Here is a 17,602-nt window from a genome sequence, read left to right on the forward strand (position 1 = left end):
TCGATCACCGCCCCGACGTGTTCATCGGGGTGACAGTGACCCTGGCGCAACCGCGGTTGTTGTTATAAAAAAAGTCCTCGCTAAAGGGCACTCCGACCACGTCATTGACGTACAGGTACAACGGCCCTGAAGACCGGGCGAGGAATCTCATTCGGGTCATTTCCATCTGACCGAGGCTGGCGGCATCAGGCGGGCACGGCAGTGCAGCCGGAGGGCGTTCTGATGAGCATGGTTTTAATTCACTTGGCTCCACGTTGTTGCCGTCAATGGGGAACACGTCGTTGCCGTTATCCCCAATTTTAGCCATGGGCTGAAACCAGGCCTGAGTCAGGTTGCGACGGGCTGGAACAAGGGCTGCGAACCCGAGCGCTTTGTACCACGGTAATGCGCATGTAAAACCGCCGGGTCCTGCGGGGATCGTATCGTCGTACCAGCGGCTGCCGGCGGGGATTTCCAGGGTGATCTGGTAGAGCTTGCCAGCTTCGACCGGGGTCTGGGTGTCGTGGCACAGTTCTTTGGGGAAAAACCAGCTGCCTGCAGCCGAGGACGGGCTGCAAACAAGCCCGGTTGATGAACGGCCGGCAAACACCACCTGATTGAGCGTGATTGCGGCATAGGCAAAAATCGCCAGCACGAATACGAATGGCAGTACCCGGTGCGTCAAGCATTTCACGAAAGCGCGACCGGCGTCGGCGCTGCGCAGACGCTTGATCCACTCCGAGCCTCGACTGGGCCGGGGCGCGGGTTTCATCTTATAAACCGCAGTAGGTTTCAGCGGGGCGATGGCGTACCAGATTCGCCGCATCCGGTCACTGATCTGCAGGTCCAGATGCTTGCTCAAGCGAAAACAACCCCACAGCACCACCAGCATCGGGAGGAATATGTGGGGGCTGGAAACGAACGAGTTGGTCCAGGCTGTCGCGAACGACGGAATGAAAGTATCGAGCAGTTTAAGGGGCGAGGTCAGAAAACAGAAACCGCTGCGACAGACACCTTCGCCCGGCGCCCAGGCGGGCATGGCAAAGAGCGTCAGCGATACAAACAGGGTCAGGTAATAGGCGATTCGTCGCCACCAGACTGAGTTGAATACTTGCTCTCTTGCCAGCGTATAGCCTGCGAACCACGGCGTAGGAGGTGCAGCCGAATTCCTACCGGCATTGGGTTGCGCGAGGGCATCCAGATAGTCATTGACCGGGACGATCTGGCCATTGAGACAAACAACATCAAAGTCTTCGGGCAGTACGATTGGCGCATAGCCGTCGGGATCAACGCGGATACGCCGCAGTACGCTCTCATGCACCTTGCCACGCACGATGTTCACGTGATCCCTGTGATTGACCCACTCCATGCGCCGAGGGTTGTAGGCGTAATAACAGCCAAGCCCCCTGCGTGAGTCATACAGTGGGCCGTTTTCATCCGACAAGGCGCGAAATTGGTCCCTGATCTCATTTTTGAAACGCAGCTTGCAGCGATCGGCTTCATCCATGATCCATTGCAACGGCACCAGGGACAGGCTGTCATCGGGATAGCCGCCGCCCACGTTGGAATGCACGCCGGCAAACCATACCTGGCAGATGCGCTTGCCGCTGATGTGGCTCGCGCTATTGGCGGGCTCCTTGTCCTCGGTCCAGAGCCTTGGGTAAAAAGACCGCCGCTCATCGTCCAGAGACAAGGCGTGACGCGCGCATTTCACTCGGCTGTCGAGCACGTAACTGCGCATGTTCAACGGCCAGATGAATCGATCGATCGCCTTGGTTAGTTGATCGATCGGCAGCCCATAGGCATCCACTGTGTCCCATAGCCCGAGGAATTCGATGTGAATGGCCTCGGGAGTATCTTTCAGGCCAATGCGATCAGCCTGTGCGAAAGGAGTTTTGCTGTTCAGGTGATCCTTTGCGTTCAGCACTCGGTCACGAGCCCACCGGAGGGTCTGAACCAGGAAATTGCCCGGAAAGTTTTTTAGCCTGTACGCTCGATAGGCCGCTCGGGCCCAGCGTTGCAAGTCTTCCTCGCAGCCGCTGTAGCGCAGCAGTCCCTGGGTCATCACCAGCCCGATCAGCACGCGAATGGTGAACGCGCCACGGCTGAAACCGAATGCATAGATTCGGTCCCCAGGCTGGTAGGTACGGCAGAGAAACACGTACAGATCGATAACGTTGCGCGCCAGCCCGACGCCGAATGCGCCCCCGGCAATCGCCAGCGGCTTGAACGTCGAGGTGCCGACACCGTCGTCGTAATACGCGAACTGGCGGGGGATCGTCAGGGGCAGAGGGTCCGTCAGATCAAGGGCTTGGTACACACGCCAGACATTGGTCTTGAACAGCTTGCCAGCGCTGTTGCCGGTGCCGTCAGAAAACAAAACTAGGTTTTTCGGTTCCATGGTTAAGCTTCCTTGCATAGGTGGGTTGCGCACGTTCAAAAGCGTTCATGGCGTGATGAGCGAGGAACCTGACGAGCAGCCAATCTCGGGTGAGCCCCGGCAGATGCTCGGGCACGTTCCAGGGTTCAAGCCCTGGGCACTGTTTGAGGTTGAGGTCAGTTGCGCTGTCGTCGAGCGAATCTTGCAGCGCAATGAAGCAGATGAGCCGTGCGGTTAGGGGGATTGCACAGCGATTGAGCCGGCATGCGTTGCGCATTGCCGATGGGCGTTACCCATAAACACAGGTGACGTCCAGCCCTGGACACAAAGAAATTGATCATATCGCCTCCTTGGATGGCCCTGACGCATCAGCGTACAAGGCCACACGGCGGCGATAGTTCCTACTGCCCCTTTCAGGCAGCCGTGTCATTCAAAGCGTAGACAGAGTTGTTGACATCTGCTGCAAAGCTTTTCTTACCGCTGGTCAGTGGCGTAGTGTGTTCGACGATGTTACGCACCATGCCCCGATTGAAAGAGGTGAAAAAGAGATGACCCTGCAAAGCCGTCTGGACAACCTGTACCCGAGTGCCGACGAGATTCCCGAGGAGTTTCGGGCGGGCCCTGTGATCGAGCAGCGTGAGTATCTGGTCAATGGCCAATTGCATATCTGGGAAGGCGCGCTGGCGCCGGTGCTCAGCCCGGTTTCGCTGAAAACCGATTCGGGCCTTGAATCTGTAGTTTTGGGCAGCACGCCGCTGATGGACGCCGACACCGCGATGACCGCGCTGGATGCCGCAGTCAAGGCGTGGGATCGGGGGCAAGGCGCCTGGCCGACGATGCGCGTGGCGGACCGGATTCATCACGTCGAGAAGTTTTTGAAAGCCATGCGCGAGCAGCGCGATCCTGTGGTCAAGCTGCTGATGTGGGAGATCGGCAAGAATCTGAAGGACTCGCAGAAAGAGTTCGACCGCACGTGTGATTACATCGTCGACACCATCAATGCCCTCAAGGAACTGGACCGTCGTTCGAGCCGTTTCGAGCTTGAACAGGACACCCTGGGGCAGATTCGCCGCGTACCCCTGGGCGTGACCCTGTGCATGGGGCCTTATAACTATCCGCTGAACGAGACTTTTACCACGCTGATTCCGGCGCTGATCATGGGCAATCCGGTGGTCTTCAAGCCAGCCAAGTTCGGCGTGCTGCTGATTCGGCCATTGCTTGAAGCGTTCCGCGACAGCTTTCCGGCTGGGGTCATCAACGTCATTTACGGCAGCGGTCGCGAAACCGTCAGCGCGTTGATGGCCAGCGGCAAGATCGACGTGTTCGCCTTCATCGGCACCAACAAGGCGGCCAGCGCCTTGAAAAAGCTGCACCCCAAGCCTCACCGTTTGCGTGCGGCACTGGGGCTGGACGCGAAAAACCCCGGCATCGTGCTGGCGGATGTCAATCTGGACAACGCTGTCAGCGAAGCGATTACCGGGTCGTTGTCGTTCAACGGCCAGCGCTGTACGGCGCTGAAAATCCTCTTCGTTCATGAAAATGTCGTCGGCAGTTTTCTCGAAAAATTCGAGGAAAAACTCAAGCAGCTCAAGCCCGGCATGCCGTGGGAACCGGGTGTCGCGTTGACGCCACTGCCTGAGCCTGGCAAGACCGAATACCTGCAGGGCCTGGTGGATGACGCTGTCAGCAAAGGCGCCAAGGTGGTCAACGAAGGCGGCGGCGAGATTCATCAGCAGTTTTTCTACCCGGCAGTGCTGTACCCGGTTACGCCCGAAATGCGCGTGTACCACGAAGAACAGTTTGGTCCCGTTGTACCCGTAGTGGCTTATCGCGACCTGGATACGGTGATCGAGTACGTGCTCGATTCGGATTTCGGTCAGCAGCTCAGTATCTTCGGTAACGATCCCAAGCAGGTCGGGCGATTGGTGGACGCGTTCGCCAATCAGGTGGGGCGTATTAACATCAATGCGCAATGCCAGCGTGGTCCGGACAGCTTCCCGTTCAACGGCCGCAAGAACTCCGCTGAAGGCACTTTGTCAGTGGACGATGCGTTGCGGGTGTTCTCGATCCGTACGCTGGTGGCAACCAAGTTCCAGGAGAGCAACAAAGCGCTGATCAGCGATATCATTCACGACCGTGAGTCGAGTTTCCTGACCACCGATTACATCTTCTGACCGCCATCTCGTTTCGGCCCTGTTCAGGCGCCCACGCTACCCTCGGGCGGCGTGGCGCCTGCATAATGCCGTCATTGCCACTTTCTGGATTACCCCTTGATTGACGCTATTTCTGAAACTAACTCCGAGCGCACGGTAAAAAGGGTTGCGCCGGTTTTGCAGCACCTGCGAGCGGCGACAGGGGCGTCACACAAATCCCTGGAAGACCGTATGCCGTTCATGCGGCCGGAGCTGGACCGGGCGCTGTACGTCAGGCTGATCCAGGCGTATTACGGTTTTTATGCGCCACTGGAACAGTTGATTTCAGGCGTTGCAGACTTGAGCGAGACCGGCAGACAAAGGCAAAAGGTTCCGGCGCTGGTTCGCGATTTAACGGCGTTGGGATTGTCTGCGTCGGACATTCAAGCGTTGCCGTTGTGTACCGACTTGCCGGCTATCGACAATGCTCATCAATTGCTGGGCACCCGCTATGTGATCGAGGGCGCCACCCTCGGCGGGCAGGTGCTGCGGCGGGTAATCAAGGACAAGCTCGGGATCGAGGCTGACAGCGGTGCGGAGTTCCTGGACGTTTATGGCCGCGATACAGGGCCATTGTGGAAGGCATTTCTCCAGCAATTGGCCGAGGCCGAAGACCCGTACTACCACGCTCAAGTCGTCGCCGCGGCGTGCGCGACGTTCGATTGCTTTGAACGGTGGCTGGAAAGCGCGCAAGTACTAACTCCCTGACCCCCCTCTTATAGGAGCGCGCTTGCCCGCGATCGCGCTGTGTCAATCGATAACTAGGCGTCCAACAAACCCCCATCGCGGGCAAGCGCGCTCCTACGCCCTCCGGGCAGAAGCGACGATCTGGCGGATAAACCGACCTGTGTAGGAGCGCGCTTGCCAGCGAAGCCCATAACGCGGTGTGTCAGGCAAACCGCGGCGTCAGCTTCGCGGGCAAGCCTCGCTCCAACGGGATTTGCGTTGGGTAAGGTGCAACTGGGTGTCTGCTTTAGGGCCGCTTCGCACCCCATCGTCGGCAAGCCGGACTCCTACGCCCTGCGGGCAGAAGCGACGATCTGGCGGATAAACCGACCTGTGTAGGAGCGCGCTTGCCCGCGAAGCCCATAACCCGGTGCATCAGGCAAACCGAGTTGCCCGCGAAGTTTTTGATTCTGGCCGGAGGCCGTAGGAGCGTAGCTTGCTAGCGATCTGGCGCGCAGCGGCAGTGAAACCTGCGGATGCGGTATGTCAGGCAAACCGCGGCGTCAGCTTCGCGGGCAAGCCTCGCTCCAACGGGATTTGCGGTGGGTCAGGTGCAACTGGGTGTCTGCTTTAGGGCCGCTTCGCACCCCATCGTCGGCAAGCCGGACTCCTACGCCCTGCGGGCAGAAGCGACGATCTGGCGGATAAACCGACCTGTGTAGGAGCGCGCTTGCCCGCGAAGCCCATAACCCGGTGCATCAGGCAAACCGAGTTGCCCGCGAAGTTTTTGATTCTGGCCGGAGGCCGTAGGAGCGTAGCTTGCTAGCGATCTGGCGCGCAGCGGCAGTGAAACCTGCGGATGCGGTATGTCAGGCAAACCGCGGCGTCAGCTTCGCGGGCAAGCCTCGCTCCAACGGGATTTGCGTTGGGTCAGCGGAAACATAGTGGCTACGCCCTGCGGGCAGAAGCACTATGCGGGGCCATTTGCGATCCGGGCAATAGCAGCACAGGTGCGGTATGCGTCATACCGAAAATAACCAAATGTGTCAGCTTTGTTTGGTTATCTGACGACAGCTTCTATATTCTTTTCACGTCTACCCGCTCTTTGCGCAGCGCCGAAGGTGGGCCACGTATTCACGCACGGCCAAAGGAAACCTGATGAGTACCCCCAGTACGCCGCTCTCCGGCGTCAATCAGCCGCTCAAGGGCATCGCCTTTATTGTCCTGGCGACCTTTCTGTTCTCCAGTCACGACACCCTGTCCAAATTTCTGTCCGGTATCTACCCGATCATCATGGTGGTCTGGGTACGTTATCTGGTGCACACGCTATTGATGGCCTGCATCTTCATGCCATCCGCGGGCCTACGGGTGTTGCGCACCAAAAAACCGGGATTACAAGCCATGCGGGCGGCGTGCCTGCTGGGCACCAGCCTGCTGTTTACCAGCGGGCTGATGTTCATTCCGCTGGCCGAGGCCACGGCGGTCAACTTCCTCGCGCCGCTGCTGGTGACGGCGCTGTCGGTGCCGCTGCTCAAGGAACACGTCACCCGCGGACAATGGATCGCAGTGCTGGTCGGGTTCAGCGGCGTGCTGGTGATCGTCCACCCCGGCGGCGAATTGTTCACGCCCGCCGTGTTGCTGCCGCTTGGGTCTGCGATGTGCTTTGCCTGCTACCAGTTGCTGACGCGGTTGGTGGCGGCACACGACAGTCCGACCACCAGTAATTTTTTCGCCGGGCTGTTCAACACCCTGGTGATGAGCGCCCTGGTGCCGTTTTTCTGGCAATCGCCTCAGTGGAAGCACATCCCCCTGATGCTCGCGCTGGGCACCTGCGGCATGGTTGCTCACCTGTTGCTGACCCAGGCGTTTCGCTTCGCAGCACCAGCGATGCTGGCGCCTTTTGGCTATTGCCAGATTGTCTTCGCCGGGCTGTTGGGCTTCATCTTCTTCGACCACGCGCCATCGCTGACGGCCCAGGCGGGCATTGCCATCATCTGTCTCAGCGGGCTGGCGGCGGCGTGGCAGCAACGCAAAAAGGGCAATTGATCTTTGCTTGCGAACAGCCACGTTTCGCGAGGGCGCCACTTCCAATCCTCAATAACAAGGTGCAGCCATGACTGAACTCGACGCGTTGATCAACGACCGGCCCGTGGCCATCGTGGGGGCCGGATTGGTGGGTGCAGGCTGGGCGCTGGTGTTTGCCCGCGCAGGCTTGCAGGTTCGCATATTCGACGCAAACCCTGTGATCGCCAACGCCGCAATCCCGCTGATCGAGCAGCAACTGATTGAGATGCACGCACGAGGTCTGATCAGCGAGCCGGTTGCCGATATCCTTGGGCGTTTGAGCCTGGCCGAAGACCTCGCCCACGCCATCAACGGCGCGGCGTATGTGCAGGAGTCGATCCTGGAGCGGGTGGAAGTCAAGCGCGCGTTGATGAATGAGCTGGAGGCGGTGGCCGACAGTGATCTGGTCATTGGCAGTTCCAGCTCTGGCATCGTTGCTTCGGCATTTGCCAGCGGGCTGAAAATCTCGTCACGGGTGATCATTGCTCACCCGGTCAACCCGCCTTATCTGGTGCCAGTGGTGGAAATCGTCCCCTCGGCTGAAACCTCTTCACAGACGGTGGCCTTTGTCGCGGCGCTGATGGAAGCGGTCGGTCAAAGCGTGGTGCACGTGCGCAAAGAGGTCGAAGGTTTTGTCCTCAATCGGCTGCAAGCCGTGTTATTGCGCGAGGCCTGGGCGTTGGTCGAGGAGGGGGTGGCGAGTTGCGAGGACATCGACAAAACCGTGCGCGACGGGCTCGGCTGGCGCTGGTCGTTTATGGGGCCGTTCGAAACCATCGACCTGAACGCTCCTGGCGGCATTGCCGATTACGCCCTCAGATTGGGGCCGCTGTACCGCTCCATCGCTGCGTCAGGCAAGCACGATGATGAATGGAGTGACGCGCTGATCAGCGAAGTGGAATCCCAGCGCCGCGGTTTCTTGAGTCGCGAAGACCTCGAAGCCAAGCGCGCCTGGCGCGATCGCAAGCTGATGGAATTCAGTGTGGCGAGGCGAGATGCGAAGGAGTGAGGTAAGAGCTTCAAGCTTCAAGAGGATGCAGTCAGCTGACATCTGCGCTGTAGCTTCTGGCTTGCAGCTTCAGGCTCCAGCCTGGCCTGCCCTAAACGCCCAACCCATCTGCACGCTTTGACTATTGCCCCAACGGACGACAGGGCGGAGTATTTGCGCACTCCAACAATAAAAGTCGAAGGAAGACACGGTCATGCAGATCCAAGGCAAGGTATTTCTGGTCAGCGGCGGTGCGTCGGGCCTGGGGGCGGCGACGGCGCAGATGCTGATCGAAGCGGGCGCCAGCGTCATGTTAGTGGACCTCAACGGCGACGCTGTACAAGCCCAGGCGCAAGCTCTGGGGAGTAACGCGCGGGCCAGTGTTGCCGACGTCACTCAAGAAGCTGCAGCGCAATCGGCGGTCGACAGCGCGGTTCGCGAGTTCGGCCAATTGCACGGGCTCGTCAATTGCGCCGGTATCGTCGGCGCCGAAAAAATCCTCGGTAAAGATGGCCCTCACGGCCTCGACAGCTTCAGCCGCGTCATCAATGTCAACCTGATCGGCAGCTTCAACCTGCTGCGTCTGGCCGCCGCCGCCATCGCCGAAAGCACGGCAGATGAGGGCGGTGAACGCGGAATAATCATCAACACTGCCTCGGTCGCGGCCTACGACGGTCAGATCGGTCAGGCGGCGTACGCTGCGTCCAAGGGCGCCATCGTGAGCCTGACCTTGCCCGCAGCCCGTGAGCTGGCGCGCTTCGGCATCCGCGTCATGACCATCGCCCCCGGCATTTTCGAGACACCGATGATGGCCGGCATGACCCCTCAGGTGCGTGAAAGCCTGTCTGCCGGCGTGCCATTTCCCCCGCGCCTGGGCAAGCCGCAGGAATACGCCGCGCTGGTGCGCCACATCATCGAAAACAGCATGCTCAACGGCGAAGTCATCCGTCTGGACGGCGCCCTGCGCATGGCCGCCCGCTAATCGAGGAGCCTTTCTATGGCATCTGGCACACCAACTTATTCCATTACCGACCCTGTGGTAATCGTCAGCGCCGTGCGCACGCCCATGGGTGGGTTTCAAGGTGATCTCAAAAGCCTGACCGCGCCGCAATTGGGTGCAGCCGCCATTCGCGCGGCGGTTGAGCGTGCGGGCATTGGCTCCAACGAGATCGACGAAGTGGTGATGGGCTGCGTTCTGCCCGCCGGGCTCGGCCAGGCGCCCGCGCGTCAGGCTGCACTGGGCGCAGGGCTGAGCAACCACACGCTGTGTACGACGCTGAACAAAATGTGTGGATCGGGCATGCAGGCGGCGATTCTGGCCCACGATCAATTGTTGGCTGGCAGTGCTGACATAGTGATCGCCGGCGGCATGGAAAGCATGTCCAACGCGCCGTATTTGCTGGACAAAGCCCGCAGTGGTCAGCGTATGGGTCACGGTCAGGTTCTCGATCACATGTTTCTCGACGGTCTTGAAGACGCCTACGAACGAGGCCGACTGATGGGCACTTTTGCCGAGGATTGCTCCGCGCTCGAAAGCATCAGCCGTGAAGCCCAGGATGCCTTTGCCATTGCCTCGTTGACGCGTGCGCAAGATGCCATTGAGCAAGGCCGTTTCGCCTCGGAGATCGTGCCTGTCCAGGTGACTGAAGGTAAACAGCAGCGGACCATCGTCCACGACGAACAGCCGCCCAAGGCGCGGCTGGAAAAAATCCCGCTGCTCAAACCGGCTTTTCGTTCAGGCGGAACGGTTACAGCCGCCAATTCCAGCTCGATTTCGGACGGGGCCGCGGCATTGACCCTGATGCGTCAGTCTGAGGCCAAGCGACGTGGCCTGACGCCACTGGCGGTGATTCGCGGCCACTCGGCCTACGCCAACAAGCCAGGACTGTTTCCTACTGCACCCATCGGCGCCATCGAAAAACTGATGCGCAAAACCGGCTGGTCGCTGAGCGATGTGGACCTGTTTGAGATTAATGAAGCGTTCGCCGTGGTAGCGCTCGTTGCAATGAGCAAACTCGAACTGCCCCCTGCCAAGGTCAACGTCAACGGTGGCGCCTGCGCATTGGGTCACCCCATTGGTGCCTCCGGCGCGCGCATTGTGGTCACTCTGATTGCGGCATTGAGGCAGCGTGATTTGAAGCGCGGAGTCGCCGCGATTTGCATTGGTGGCGGAGAAGCGACGGCGATAGCGGTTGAAATCGTTTAAAGCGTTGATAAATCAACGTCTTATGAATTTAAGTTAATGTCAGTTGTACAAGAAGTTAGCAGCTTTGCATTTTGAATAGACTGGATAAATAACAATGACTTACGAAACTATTCTCGAAGAAGTAAAAGGTCGTGTTGCGCTGATTAAGCTCAACCGCCCTGAGGCGCTGAACGCGTTGAACGCTCAGATTATCAGCGAGCTCAATCACGCACTGGATCAAATCGAGCGCAACCCGGACATCGGCTGCGTGATCCTCACGGGTTCGGCAAAAGCCTTCGCGGCGGGCGCCGATATCAAGGAAATGTACGACCTCAAATACCCGCAGATCTACCTCGATGATCTGTTCAGCGACAGTGACCGGGTCGCCGCGCGACGCAAGCCAATCATCGCCGCAGTGGCCGGTTTTGCCTTGGGCGGCGGTTGCGAGTTGGCGTTGATGTGCGATTTCATACTTGCTGCCGACAACGCCCGTTTCGGTCAGCCGGAAATCAAGATCGGCGTGCTGCCTGGCATGGGTGGAACACAGCGCCTGACCCGGGCCATCGGCAAAGCCAAGGCCATGGAAATGTGCCTGACCGGGCGCATGATCGACGCTGTGGAGGCTGAACGCGCAGGGATGGTGTCGCGCATCGTGCCGCTCGATACGCTGATCGACGAGGCGCTGAAGGTCGCGACAGCAATCGCAGCGAAATCCCTGCCCGTGGCGATGATGGTCAAGGAGAGCGTCAACCGTGCCTTCGAGGTCAGCCTCTCGGAAGGGATTCGCTTTGAGCGCCGCGTGTTTCATTCTGCCTTCGCCACCGAAGATCAAAAGGAAGGCATGGCCGCCTTCATCGAGAAGCGAGAACCGCTGTTCAAGCATCGCTGAGGTTCAGCCGTCTATGCGGTGGGAAAAGGTCAAGCGCTGGGCAGTGATTTCAATCGTGCCCCGCGCGGTGTGCAGCGTCATGGTTTGAAGGCGATTGATATCCAGGCGCTGATCGGGGGCCAACTGCGCCCGATTGCCGTCATCCGGGACAATACCGGAACGGCGCATATCGGCTTTCAGTTGCTCGGCAGCCGAACCCTCAAGTATCCCGCAAATTACTGGCTGATCGGGATCGTCATCAAAAAACCCCACGCTGACCGCAGTCGTATCGTCACTGATCTGAACGGCGCTGCACAGCGCCGCCCAACTGTCTTGCCCCCCCCGATCAGAGCGATCTGTTTGCCACTCCAGGCGCACAGCGACGCGGCCAAGGGCATCGAAGACGTGGGGTTGGGCAAGCACTGCGCTGTGTATGCCGGTGATCGCCGGCTTACGGTGCTGCAGAGACGGACGAAAAGGCATGGCCCAAGGGATTACGGCAAATTCATTGTGGTATTGGCAATCGGACGCGCGTGCATGGGTGGCTGTAGACGGTTCAGCAGGCGGCAGTGTCTTCCAGCTGAGCGCGCGCAGGGCCTGGGTAGCGCAGATGATCGCGGCAATGTCTTTGGCTGCGCCGCCCTTGAGCCGCTCCAGTTGTGAGCCTTCGTGACGAATTTCAGTGATCAGCCACTGATCATTCATGAGGCGTTCGGGATGCTCAGAGATTTGCATGATCTGCCCACTGACCAGCGCAGGCTGACTGCTACGTCCGCTGATGACCCGCCGTTCGCAACGCAAGCGCTCCAATGCCCGCACGCTGACCTGACGTTGCCGCACGCCCTGATCGCTGCGCAGGGCAAAAGGCAACACCACGGCAGGTGGCAAATCGACCTCGCTGACGGCCCCGTTCCTATTGGCGCACCGGTACTGGTCCAGAAGCGCAAGGTTTTCGCACACATGGCTGCTGTAACTGGGGGGAAGGGTCTGGTGCTCGGCAAAATGCGCGATGCCGATCGGGTCGGTCTCACTGACGTTGCTGATCAGCATGCCACGCGATTGATTCAGTTCCGGGAAACTCGCCGGGTCGTCTGCGAATATCATCACGTGCCCGTCGACGGCGTGCTCGAAGCGATAGCTGATACCTTCTTCCTCGCACAAGCGCTGCAGCAGGTGCAGATCAGTTTCCTGATACTGCCCACACATGTCTCTGGGCGGATATACGCCGATGATGCGTTCGAAGCGGTAGGTCGGGGGTTGCAGGCCATGTTCCTGCAGCAATTGGCCGATAATCTGCGGCACTGTCATGCCGTTGAATGTCCGGGCCCTGGGGGCGCAGGCGAGCCGCTGCAGGCTTGGCATCAAAGTGATGCGATACAGGTTCAAACCATCGCCAGCATGCACTTGACTGGCTGCGCAGATCTGGCCGTGAATCCCTTGCGGTTGTGGGCCAAAACTCAGGTAAGCGCTGCGATCGAGCAGACTGTCACAATCGATGGCGGCAAACTCGCTGACCAGGTCGATATCGAACCGGTAAGGGTGATTCAGCGCTTCTCGTCCGGTGAAGCTGATGACGTGCAGATCCATCTGGCTATCATTGATCGCCAGCGTCATTGGCCCTTGCGTGTCGTTATGCATCAGCATGTTCTCTCACCGTGAAATTCAGCTGCAGAGGGTACGGAAAGCGACGTGCAGAAGTCTTCGCCAGCGGCTTTTTCGGAAAAGGACTACAGGTCGCGTCGGTTGATTTTGGGAAGCGATGAGATTTGCGGGACGAAACTTAACTGCCCAAGTTTGATCGACGGTGCGCGGCGAGGGGTTTCATCTGGCGTTATCGCGTATAAAATGCGCGGGCGCTGCGGCTTTGCTTCGGCGCTTCAATGACAGTCACCATTTTCAGCGCTTACCGTCACGCAAACGGCACGCCATGCCGGGCGCAAGACCCTGACGGCAAGACGCCATCGAAACAAGAGAGCAATCATGGGCGCACAGTGGAAGGTCAAGCACAGAGAAGCAGCAGCCAACGCCAAGGGGCGAATTTTTGGCAAGCTGTCCAAGGAAATCATGATTGCTGCGCGTTCCGGCGCTGACCCCGACATGAACGCCCGCCTGCGACTGGTTGTAGAACAGGCGAAAAAGGCGTCGATGCCCCGCGAGACACTTGAGCGCGCTATCAAGAAAGGCGCGGGACTGCTCGGCGAGCACGTGCACTTCGAAAAGCTGACTTACGAGGGTTTTGCGCCGCACAAGGTTCCGGTCATCGTTGAATGCCTGACCGACAACATCAACCGCACCGTGTCTGAAATTCGCGTGCTGTTTCGCAAAGGCCAACTGGGCGCAGCGGGGTCGGTGTCCTGGGACTTTCTGCATCAGGGCATGATCGAAGCCGTTCCGGCCACGCCGGATGCCGACGCGGACGAAGCGGCCATCGAAGCGGGTGCCCAGGAATGCGAGCCGGGCGAAGAGGGCGCCACGCTGTTCTTCACCGACATCACCGATCTGGACGCGGTGTGCAAAGCGCTGCCCGACTTTGGTTTCACCGTGCAGTCGGCGCACATCGGCTACCGTCCGAAAAGCACCGTGGACGGCCTGACCGAGGAGCAAATGAGCGAAGTCGAAGCGTTCCTCGAAGCCATCGACGGCCATGATGACGTGCAGAACGTGTACGTCGGTCTGGCGGGATAAACATCGTTTGGTACATCCCGCACAACTTGTAGGAGCTGCCGGAGGCTGTGATCGCGTGGTGTCTGACACCTCGCATCGGTCGGGCGCGACCCCGGAGCCTCGCGTTGATCTTCCGCTCACACAGGTTTGCGAGTATCGACAGGCGCTGTTCAATGGCGAGGTTACAGACATCCTGTAGGAGCCAACTTGTTGGCGAGGCGTCAAACCTGGTTTCAGGCCAATCCCCTCGCGAACAAGTTCGCTCCTACAGATTTTTGAACGTCGACAAGCGCTGTTCAATCTGGGTAAAAGACGGGCGCAGTTCGATGGCCGGTTGAACGCACTGATGTTGAAGCTCGGTGAATTGCGCCATCGTTTGCCGATCCATCCCGTCACACCGCTCAAGCAATTCCCCGAGCAAAATCCCGTAAGCCCGTACCTCCAGGCGCTCAAGCCGCACGCCCGTCTGCGCGTCGGCGTAGAACGAGGCCGCGCCAAAATCCCCCAGCAGGCAATCGCCGTGCTCGTTCCACAGCACGTTGTGCCCGTAGAGGTCACCGTGGGTCAGGCCGTGGGCGTGCAGGTGGGCGGTCGCCGCAGCAACGCCGGTGGCAATCCGCAGAGCCACTTCGCCGGTGAAGCGTGTGTCGTTGTAGATATCCCGTGTGCAGGTTTGCAGGCTTGGCGGGCCTGCCAGGTTAATGAACTCAGGAGAAATGAGCTCCATCACCAACCCGTCGACTTCGGCCGGATGGCCATGAATCTGCCCCAGGACATTGATCAAATTAGGATGGTTGCCAGCCCCGATGCACGCCGCCATCTCGTTGAGCGGCGATCCATCGCTGGTCACGGCGCCCTTGTACAGCTTGACCGCCACCGGTTGCGGCGCGCTGTCATCGCTCAGCCATAACGCCCGCTGAATAATCCCGGAAGCGCCTTGGCCCAGCACCTGCTCCAGTTGCAGGTCCTGCCAGGCGACGGGATGAATCGGCGTGTCGGTTGCAGGCTTGGACATCGGGTTCCCGGCGCATGCCAGCCACGCCAGTGCAGGCATGTTCAACAGCCAGTCGGGAAGATGCCCAATGTTGTTGGCCGAGATTCGCAGCAGCTCCAGCCGCTCACACCGGGCCAGACTCTCTGGCAAATGCCGCAACCGGTTACCAGCCATCATCAGTTTTTGCAGTGCGCTGCAGTCACCCAGCTCATCGGGCAAGGACTCGATGCAATTGTCGGTCAGGATCAACGAACGCAGCTGCGTCGGCAGGGCCCGCGCCGACACATCACGGATTCGACAGGCCTTGAAACCGACGACCTGCAACTGCGCGCATTGACCGATGGATTCGGGCAAGTGAGTAAACGGATTGTTGGAACAGAACAGAATCTTCAGGTGCGTGAGGCGATGCAGATCGTGGGGAAGGTCGGTCAGTGCATTGCCACTGAGGTCGAGCATTTCCAGTGAATCGCTCAGGCTGAAGATTTCCTGAGGAAACTCGGTCAGGCCGCAGGCCAGGTTCAGGCGCTTGATACCCGCCAGTTTACCGGCGCGCAGGTCTGCGAGAGTGTGCATAGGAAGGGTTCACAGATAGCTGATTTGGCCGGCCATCATAACGATTTGCCGGACCGGGCGGCAGTGATCTCTGCCGATCCCGGTGAACATCCGGCATTCAGCCCAGGCAGCGGTCCAGCAATTGGTGCATGCGCTCAAGGGTCGGAGGGGTCTCGGCGTAGAGAATGCGGTAAATCATCGGCGCGACCACTGCATCGACCAGCTCATCGGCCGATGGCGAACGTTCGCCACGCTCCTGGGCGCGATCAATCATGATTTGAAATTGATCGCGGACCATGTTCAGGCATTTACCGGAACACAGCGTTGCGCTGCTGGCTACGACGTCACGCATCATTTCCCGACCGGGCTCGGAGCTCATTTCGTCCAGATAGATTTCGGTCCAGTGACGCAGGTCATCACGCAGGTTACCGCAATCAACCGGTTCGTCCGGGCGCAGACGCTCGACGGCGGCATCAGCCAGCAGAGCCGTAAGATCGCCCCAGCGACGATAGATTGTCGACGGCGTGACACCCGCGCGTGCGGCAATGACCGGAACGCTGAGGGCGGAGCGCTCATGTTCGAGCAACAGGTCACGGACAGCAGCGTAGATCGATGTTTGCACACGGGCACTTCGACCGCCGGTGCGGATGCCTTCTTTGATAGCCATGGGGCAGACCTTAACACAAAGTATTTGCTTTAAGCAGATTCAGCTCGCACACTCGGTAAAGCTAAATATTTGCTTTTATGACGTGGTTTTTTGGAGAGTGTACCTGTGTCTCAAACTTTGCAGAACCCGAAAGTCGATAGTCGGGATCGGGGACATCTCGGTTTTCTGGCGTTCGTGCTGCTGTGTTTCTTCGCAGCCTCCAGCACCCCCACGCCGCTTTATCACTTGTATCAACAAAACTGGGGCTTCTCCCCGGCGCTGATGACGCTGATCTTCGCCGCTTATGCGTTGAGCCTGCTGGTAGCGTTGTTGGTGGTGGGCTCCTTATCTGATCACTTGGGGCGAAGGCCTGTGATCTTTGCGGCGCTGGTGCTGGAGATTGTCTCCATGCTGCTGTTCCTCGGTGCTCAGGATGTCAGCTGGTTATTGGCCGCGCGCATTGTGCAGGGGTTTGCCACCGGCATGGCGACGGGCGCACTAGGCGCCGCGTTGCTCGACACTGACCAAACCCAGGGCCCGTTGATCAACAGCATCGCGCCGATGTTCGGCATGGCCGCCGGTGCTCTGGGCACCAGTGCATTGGTGGAGTTCGCCCCATTGCCGTTGCTTCTCGCTTATGCGGTGTTGTTGACGGCGTTCATCGCCCAGGCCGTGTATCTGTGGCGCACGCAGGAGACCGTTACCCCGCAAGCAGGGGCCTGGCGATCGCTGCGTCCCTCGCTGCATGTGCCGAAACAGGCACGCGGGACTTTGTGGCTGGTGATGCCCGCGGACATTGCAGCCTGGGCGCTGGGCGGGTTTTTTCTGTCCCTGACCCCCTCGTTGCTGGCGGCGGCGACCGGCTCGAAATCGGTGCTTAACGGTGGATTTGCGGTGGCGGCGTTGACCATCAGTGGCGCGATGGCGATTCTCAATCTGCGCACTCGCGCGCCAGGGCTTGCGCTGTTGGTGGGCTGCAGCTTCCTGGCGATGGGTGTCTCTATTATCCTCGCGGCGGTCAATCTCGGGCTGTTGTGGTTGTTCTTCGTCGGTACGGTAGTGGCGGGAATTGGCTTTGGTTCGAGCTTCCTCGGCGCCTTGCGACTGCTCTTGCCGCTGGCTCATGCCCATGAGCGCGCCGGGCTAATGTCGGCTTTCTATGTGCTCAGCTATTTGGCGTTTTGCGTGCCCGCACTGATTGCTGGCCTTTCTATCAGCCGCGTGGGCCTGATCGCCACGACCAATGTCTACGGCTCAATTGTGGTGCTGTTTGCGGTGATTGCGCTGGTTTCGTTGCTGGTGCAGCGGGCTAACAAACCCCGTGCGGTGACACCTCTGTAGGAGACAACTTGTTGGCGAGGCGATTGACTCGGTGTGTCAGGCGGGGCGTCTCGCGAACAAGTTCGCTCCTACAGGGTTCGGGC

14 protein-coding genes are annotated in these 17,602 nt (G+C 59.4%); 10 read left to right on the plus strand and 4 right to left on the minus strand.

Annotated elements, in window-relative coordinates; genetic code table 11:
* Nucleotides 1-4 precede the first annotated feature (4 nt).
* On the minus strand, nt 5-2,380 hold the full coding sequence (locus ACWKV9_RS15580; protein WP_483837017.1) for a DUF2235 domain-containing protein: 2,376 nt from the start codon (nt 2,378-2,380) through the stop codon (nt 5-7).
* Here ACWKV9_RS15580 and ACWKV9_RS15585 point away from each other — a divergent pair.
* The 8 genes from ACWKV9_RS15585 (at nt 2,379) to ACWKV9_RS15620 (ending at nt 11,343) form a co-directional block, all read left to right on the plus strand.
* Entirely contained in the window at nt 2,379-2,597 is a 219-nt protein-coding gene (locus ACWKV9_RS15585; RefSeq protein ID WP_483837018.1) for a hypothetical protein, read from the plus strand. The genes ACWKV9_RS15580 and ACWKV9_RS15585 overlap by 2 nt on opposite strands.
* 310 nt (nt 2,598-2,907) lie before the next feature.
* Nucleotides 2,908-4,533, plus strand: a complete 1,626-nt coding sequence (locus ACWKV9_RS15590) for an NADP-dependent glyceraldehyde-3-phosphate dehydrogenase (RefSeq protein WP_483837019.1) — start codon at nt 2,908-2,910, stop codon at nt 4,531-4,533.
* Between the two features lie 108 nt (nt 4,534-4,641).
* Nucleotides 4,642-5,259: a biliverdin-producing heme oxygenase gene (locus ACWKV9_RS15595; RefSeq protein ID WP_483837115.1), complete on the plus strand. Its 618-nt coding sequence runs from the start codon at nt 4,642-4,644 to the stop codon at nt 5,257-5,259.
* A 1,116-nt stretch (nt 5,260-6,375) separates the two neighbouring features.
* Nucleotides 6,376-7,263, plus strand: coding sequence for a DMT family transporter (locus ACWKV9_RS15600; protein WP_483837020.1), 888 nt, complete (start codon nt 6,376-6,378; stop codon nt 7,261-7,263).
* 67 nt (nt 7,264-7,330) lie between these two features.
* Entirely contained in the window at nt 7,331-8,290 is a 960-nt protein-coding gene (locus tag ACWKV9_RS15605; protein WP_483837021.1) for a 3-hydroxyacyl-CoA dehydrogenase, read from the plus strand.
* 193 nt (nt 8,291-8,483) lie between these two features.
* Nucleotides 8,484-9,251, plus strand: a complete 768-nt coding sequence (locus ACWKV9_RS15610) for an SDR family NAD(P)-dependent oxidoreductase (protein WP_483837022.1) — start codon at nt 8,484-8,486, stop codon at nt 9,249-9,251.
* Nucleotides 9,252-9,293: 42 nt separating this feature from the next.
* The gene (locus ACWKV9_RS15615; RefSeq protein WP_483837116.1) at nt 9,294-10,475 is read left to right on the plus strand and encodes an acetyl-CoA C-acyltransferase; all 1,182 of its coding nucleotides are present in this window, start codon (nt 9,294-9,296) and stop codon (nt 10,473-10,475) included.
* A gap of 94 nt (nt 10,476-10,569) precedes the next feature.
* Complete coding sequence (locus ACWKV9_RS15620; RefSeq protein ID WP_483837023.1) at nt 10,570-11,343, plus strand: enoyl-CoA hydratase; 774 nt, start codon at nt 10,570-10,572, stop codon at nt 11,341-11,343.
* A gap of 3 nt (nt 11,344-11,346) precedes the next feature.
* On the opposite strand, the gene ACWKV9_RS15625 is transcribed toward ACWKV9_RS15620, so the two are convergent.
* Nucleotides 11,347-12,966, minus strand: a complete 1,620-nt coding sequence (locus tag ACWKV9_RS15625; protein ID WP_483837024.1) for a type VI secretion system Vgr family protein — start codon at nt 12,964-12,966, stop codon at nt 11,347-11,349.
* A 336-nt stretch (nt 12,967-13,302) separates the two neighbouring features.
* Here ACWKV9_RS15625 and ACWKV9_RS15630 point away from each other — a divergent pair, with 336 nt between their 5' ends.
* Nucleotides 13,303-14,007: a YebC/PmpR family DNA-binding transcriptional regulator gene (locus tag ACWKV9_RS15630; RefSeq protein WP_483837025.1), complete on the plus strand. Its 705-nt coding sequence runs from the start codon at nt 13,303-13,305 to the stop codon at nt 14,005-14,007.
* A 244-nt stretch (nt 14,008-14,251) separates the two neighbouring features.
* Here ACWKV9_RS15630 and ACWKV9_RS15635 read toward each other — a convergent pair whose 3' ends face one another.
* Nucleotides 14,252-15,553 (minus strand): leucine-rich repeat-containing protein kinase family protein, encoded by a 1,302-nt coding sequence (locus tag ACWKV9_RS15635; protein WP_483837026.1) that lies wholly within the window; start codon nt 15,551-15,553, stop codon nt 14,252-14,254.
* A 97-nt stretch (nt 15,554-15,650) separates the two neighbouring features.
* Nucleotides 15,651-16,199 (minus strand): TetR/AcrR family transcriptional regulator, encoded by a 549-nt coding sequence (locus tag ACWKV9_RS15640; RefSeq protein WP_483837027.1) that lies wholly within the window; start codon nt 16,197-16,199, stop codon nt 15,651-15,653.
* 105 nt (nt 16,200-16,304) lie between these two features.
* Here ACWKV9_RS15640 and ACWKV9_RS15645 point away from each other — a divergent pair, with 105 nt between their 5' ends.
* Entirely contained in the window at nt 16,305-17,519 is a 1,215-nt protein-coding gene (locus ACWKV9_RS15645; protein ID WP_483837028.1) for an MFS transporter, read from the plus strand.
* The last annotated feature ends 83 nt before the right edge of the window (nt 17,520-17,602 follow it).

It is taken from the genome of Pseudomonas corni, assembly GCF_057128765.1.

What these genes read in the sequence shown, in the direction of transcription:
- ACWKV9_RS15580 (WP_483837017.1), bottom strand. Translation starts at nt 2,380, where the DNA reads ATGGAACCGAAAAACCTAGTTTTGTTTTCTGACGGCACCGGCAACAGC.
- ACWKV9_RS15585 (WP_483837018.1), top strand. Translation starts at nt 2,379, where the DNA reads ATGGTTAAGCTTCCTTGCATAGGTGGGTTGCGCACGTTCAAAAGCGTT.
- ACWKV9_RS15630 (WP_483837025.1), top strand. Translation starts at nt 13,303, where the DNA reads ATGGGCGCACAGTGGAAGGTCAAGCACAGAGAAGCAGCAGCCAACGCC.
- ACWKV9_RS15625 (WP_483837024.1), bottom strand. Translation starts at nt 12,966, where the DNA reads ATGCTGATGCATAACGACACGCAAGGGCCAATGACGCTGGCGATCAAT.
- ACWKV9_RS15640 (WP_483837027.1), bottom strand. Translation starts at nt 16,199, where the DNA reads ATGGCTATCAAAGAAGGCATCCGCACCGGCGGTCGAAGTGCCCGTGTG.
- ACWKV9_RS15590 (WP_483837019.1), top strand. Translation starts at nt 2,908, where the DNA reads ATGACCCTGCAAAGCCGTCTGGACAACCTGTACCCGAGTGCCGACGAG.
- ACWKV9_RS15600 (WP_483837020.1), top strand. Translation starts at nt 6,376, where the DNA reads ATGAGTACCCCCAGTACGCCGCTCTCCGGCGTCAATCAGCCGCTCAAG.
- ACWKV9_RS15635 (WP_483837026.1), bottom strand. Translation starts at nt 15,553, where the DNA reads ATGCACACTCTCGCAGACCTGCGCGCCGGTAAACTGGCGGGTATCAAG.
- ACWKV9_RS15620 (WP_483837023.1), top strand. Translation starts at nt 10,570, where the DNA reads ATGACTTACGAAACTATTCTCGAAGAAGTAAAAGGTCGTGTTGCGCTG.
- ACWKV9_RS15605 (WP_483837021.1), top strand. Translation starts at nt 7,331, where the DNA reads ATGACTGAACTCGACGCGTTGATCAACGACCGGCCCGTGGCCATCGTG.
- ACWKV9_RS15610 (WP_483837022.1), top strand. Translation starts at nt 8,484, where the DNA reads ATGCAGATCCAAGGCAAGGTATTTCTGGTCAGCGGCGGTGCGTCGGGC.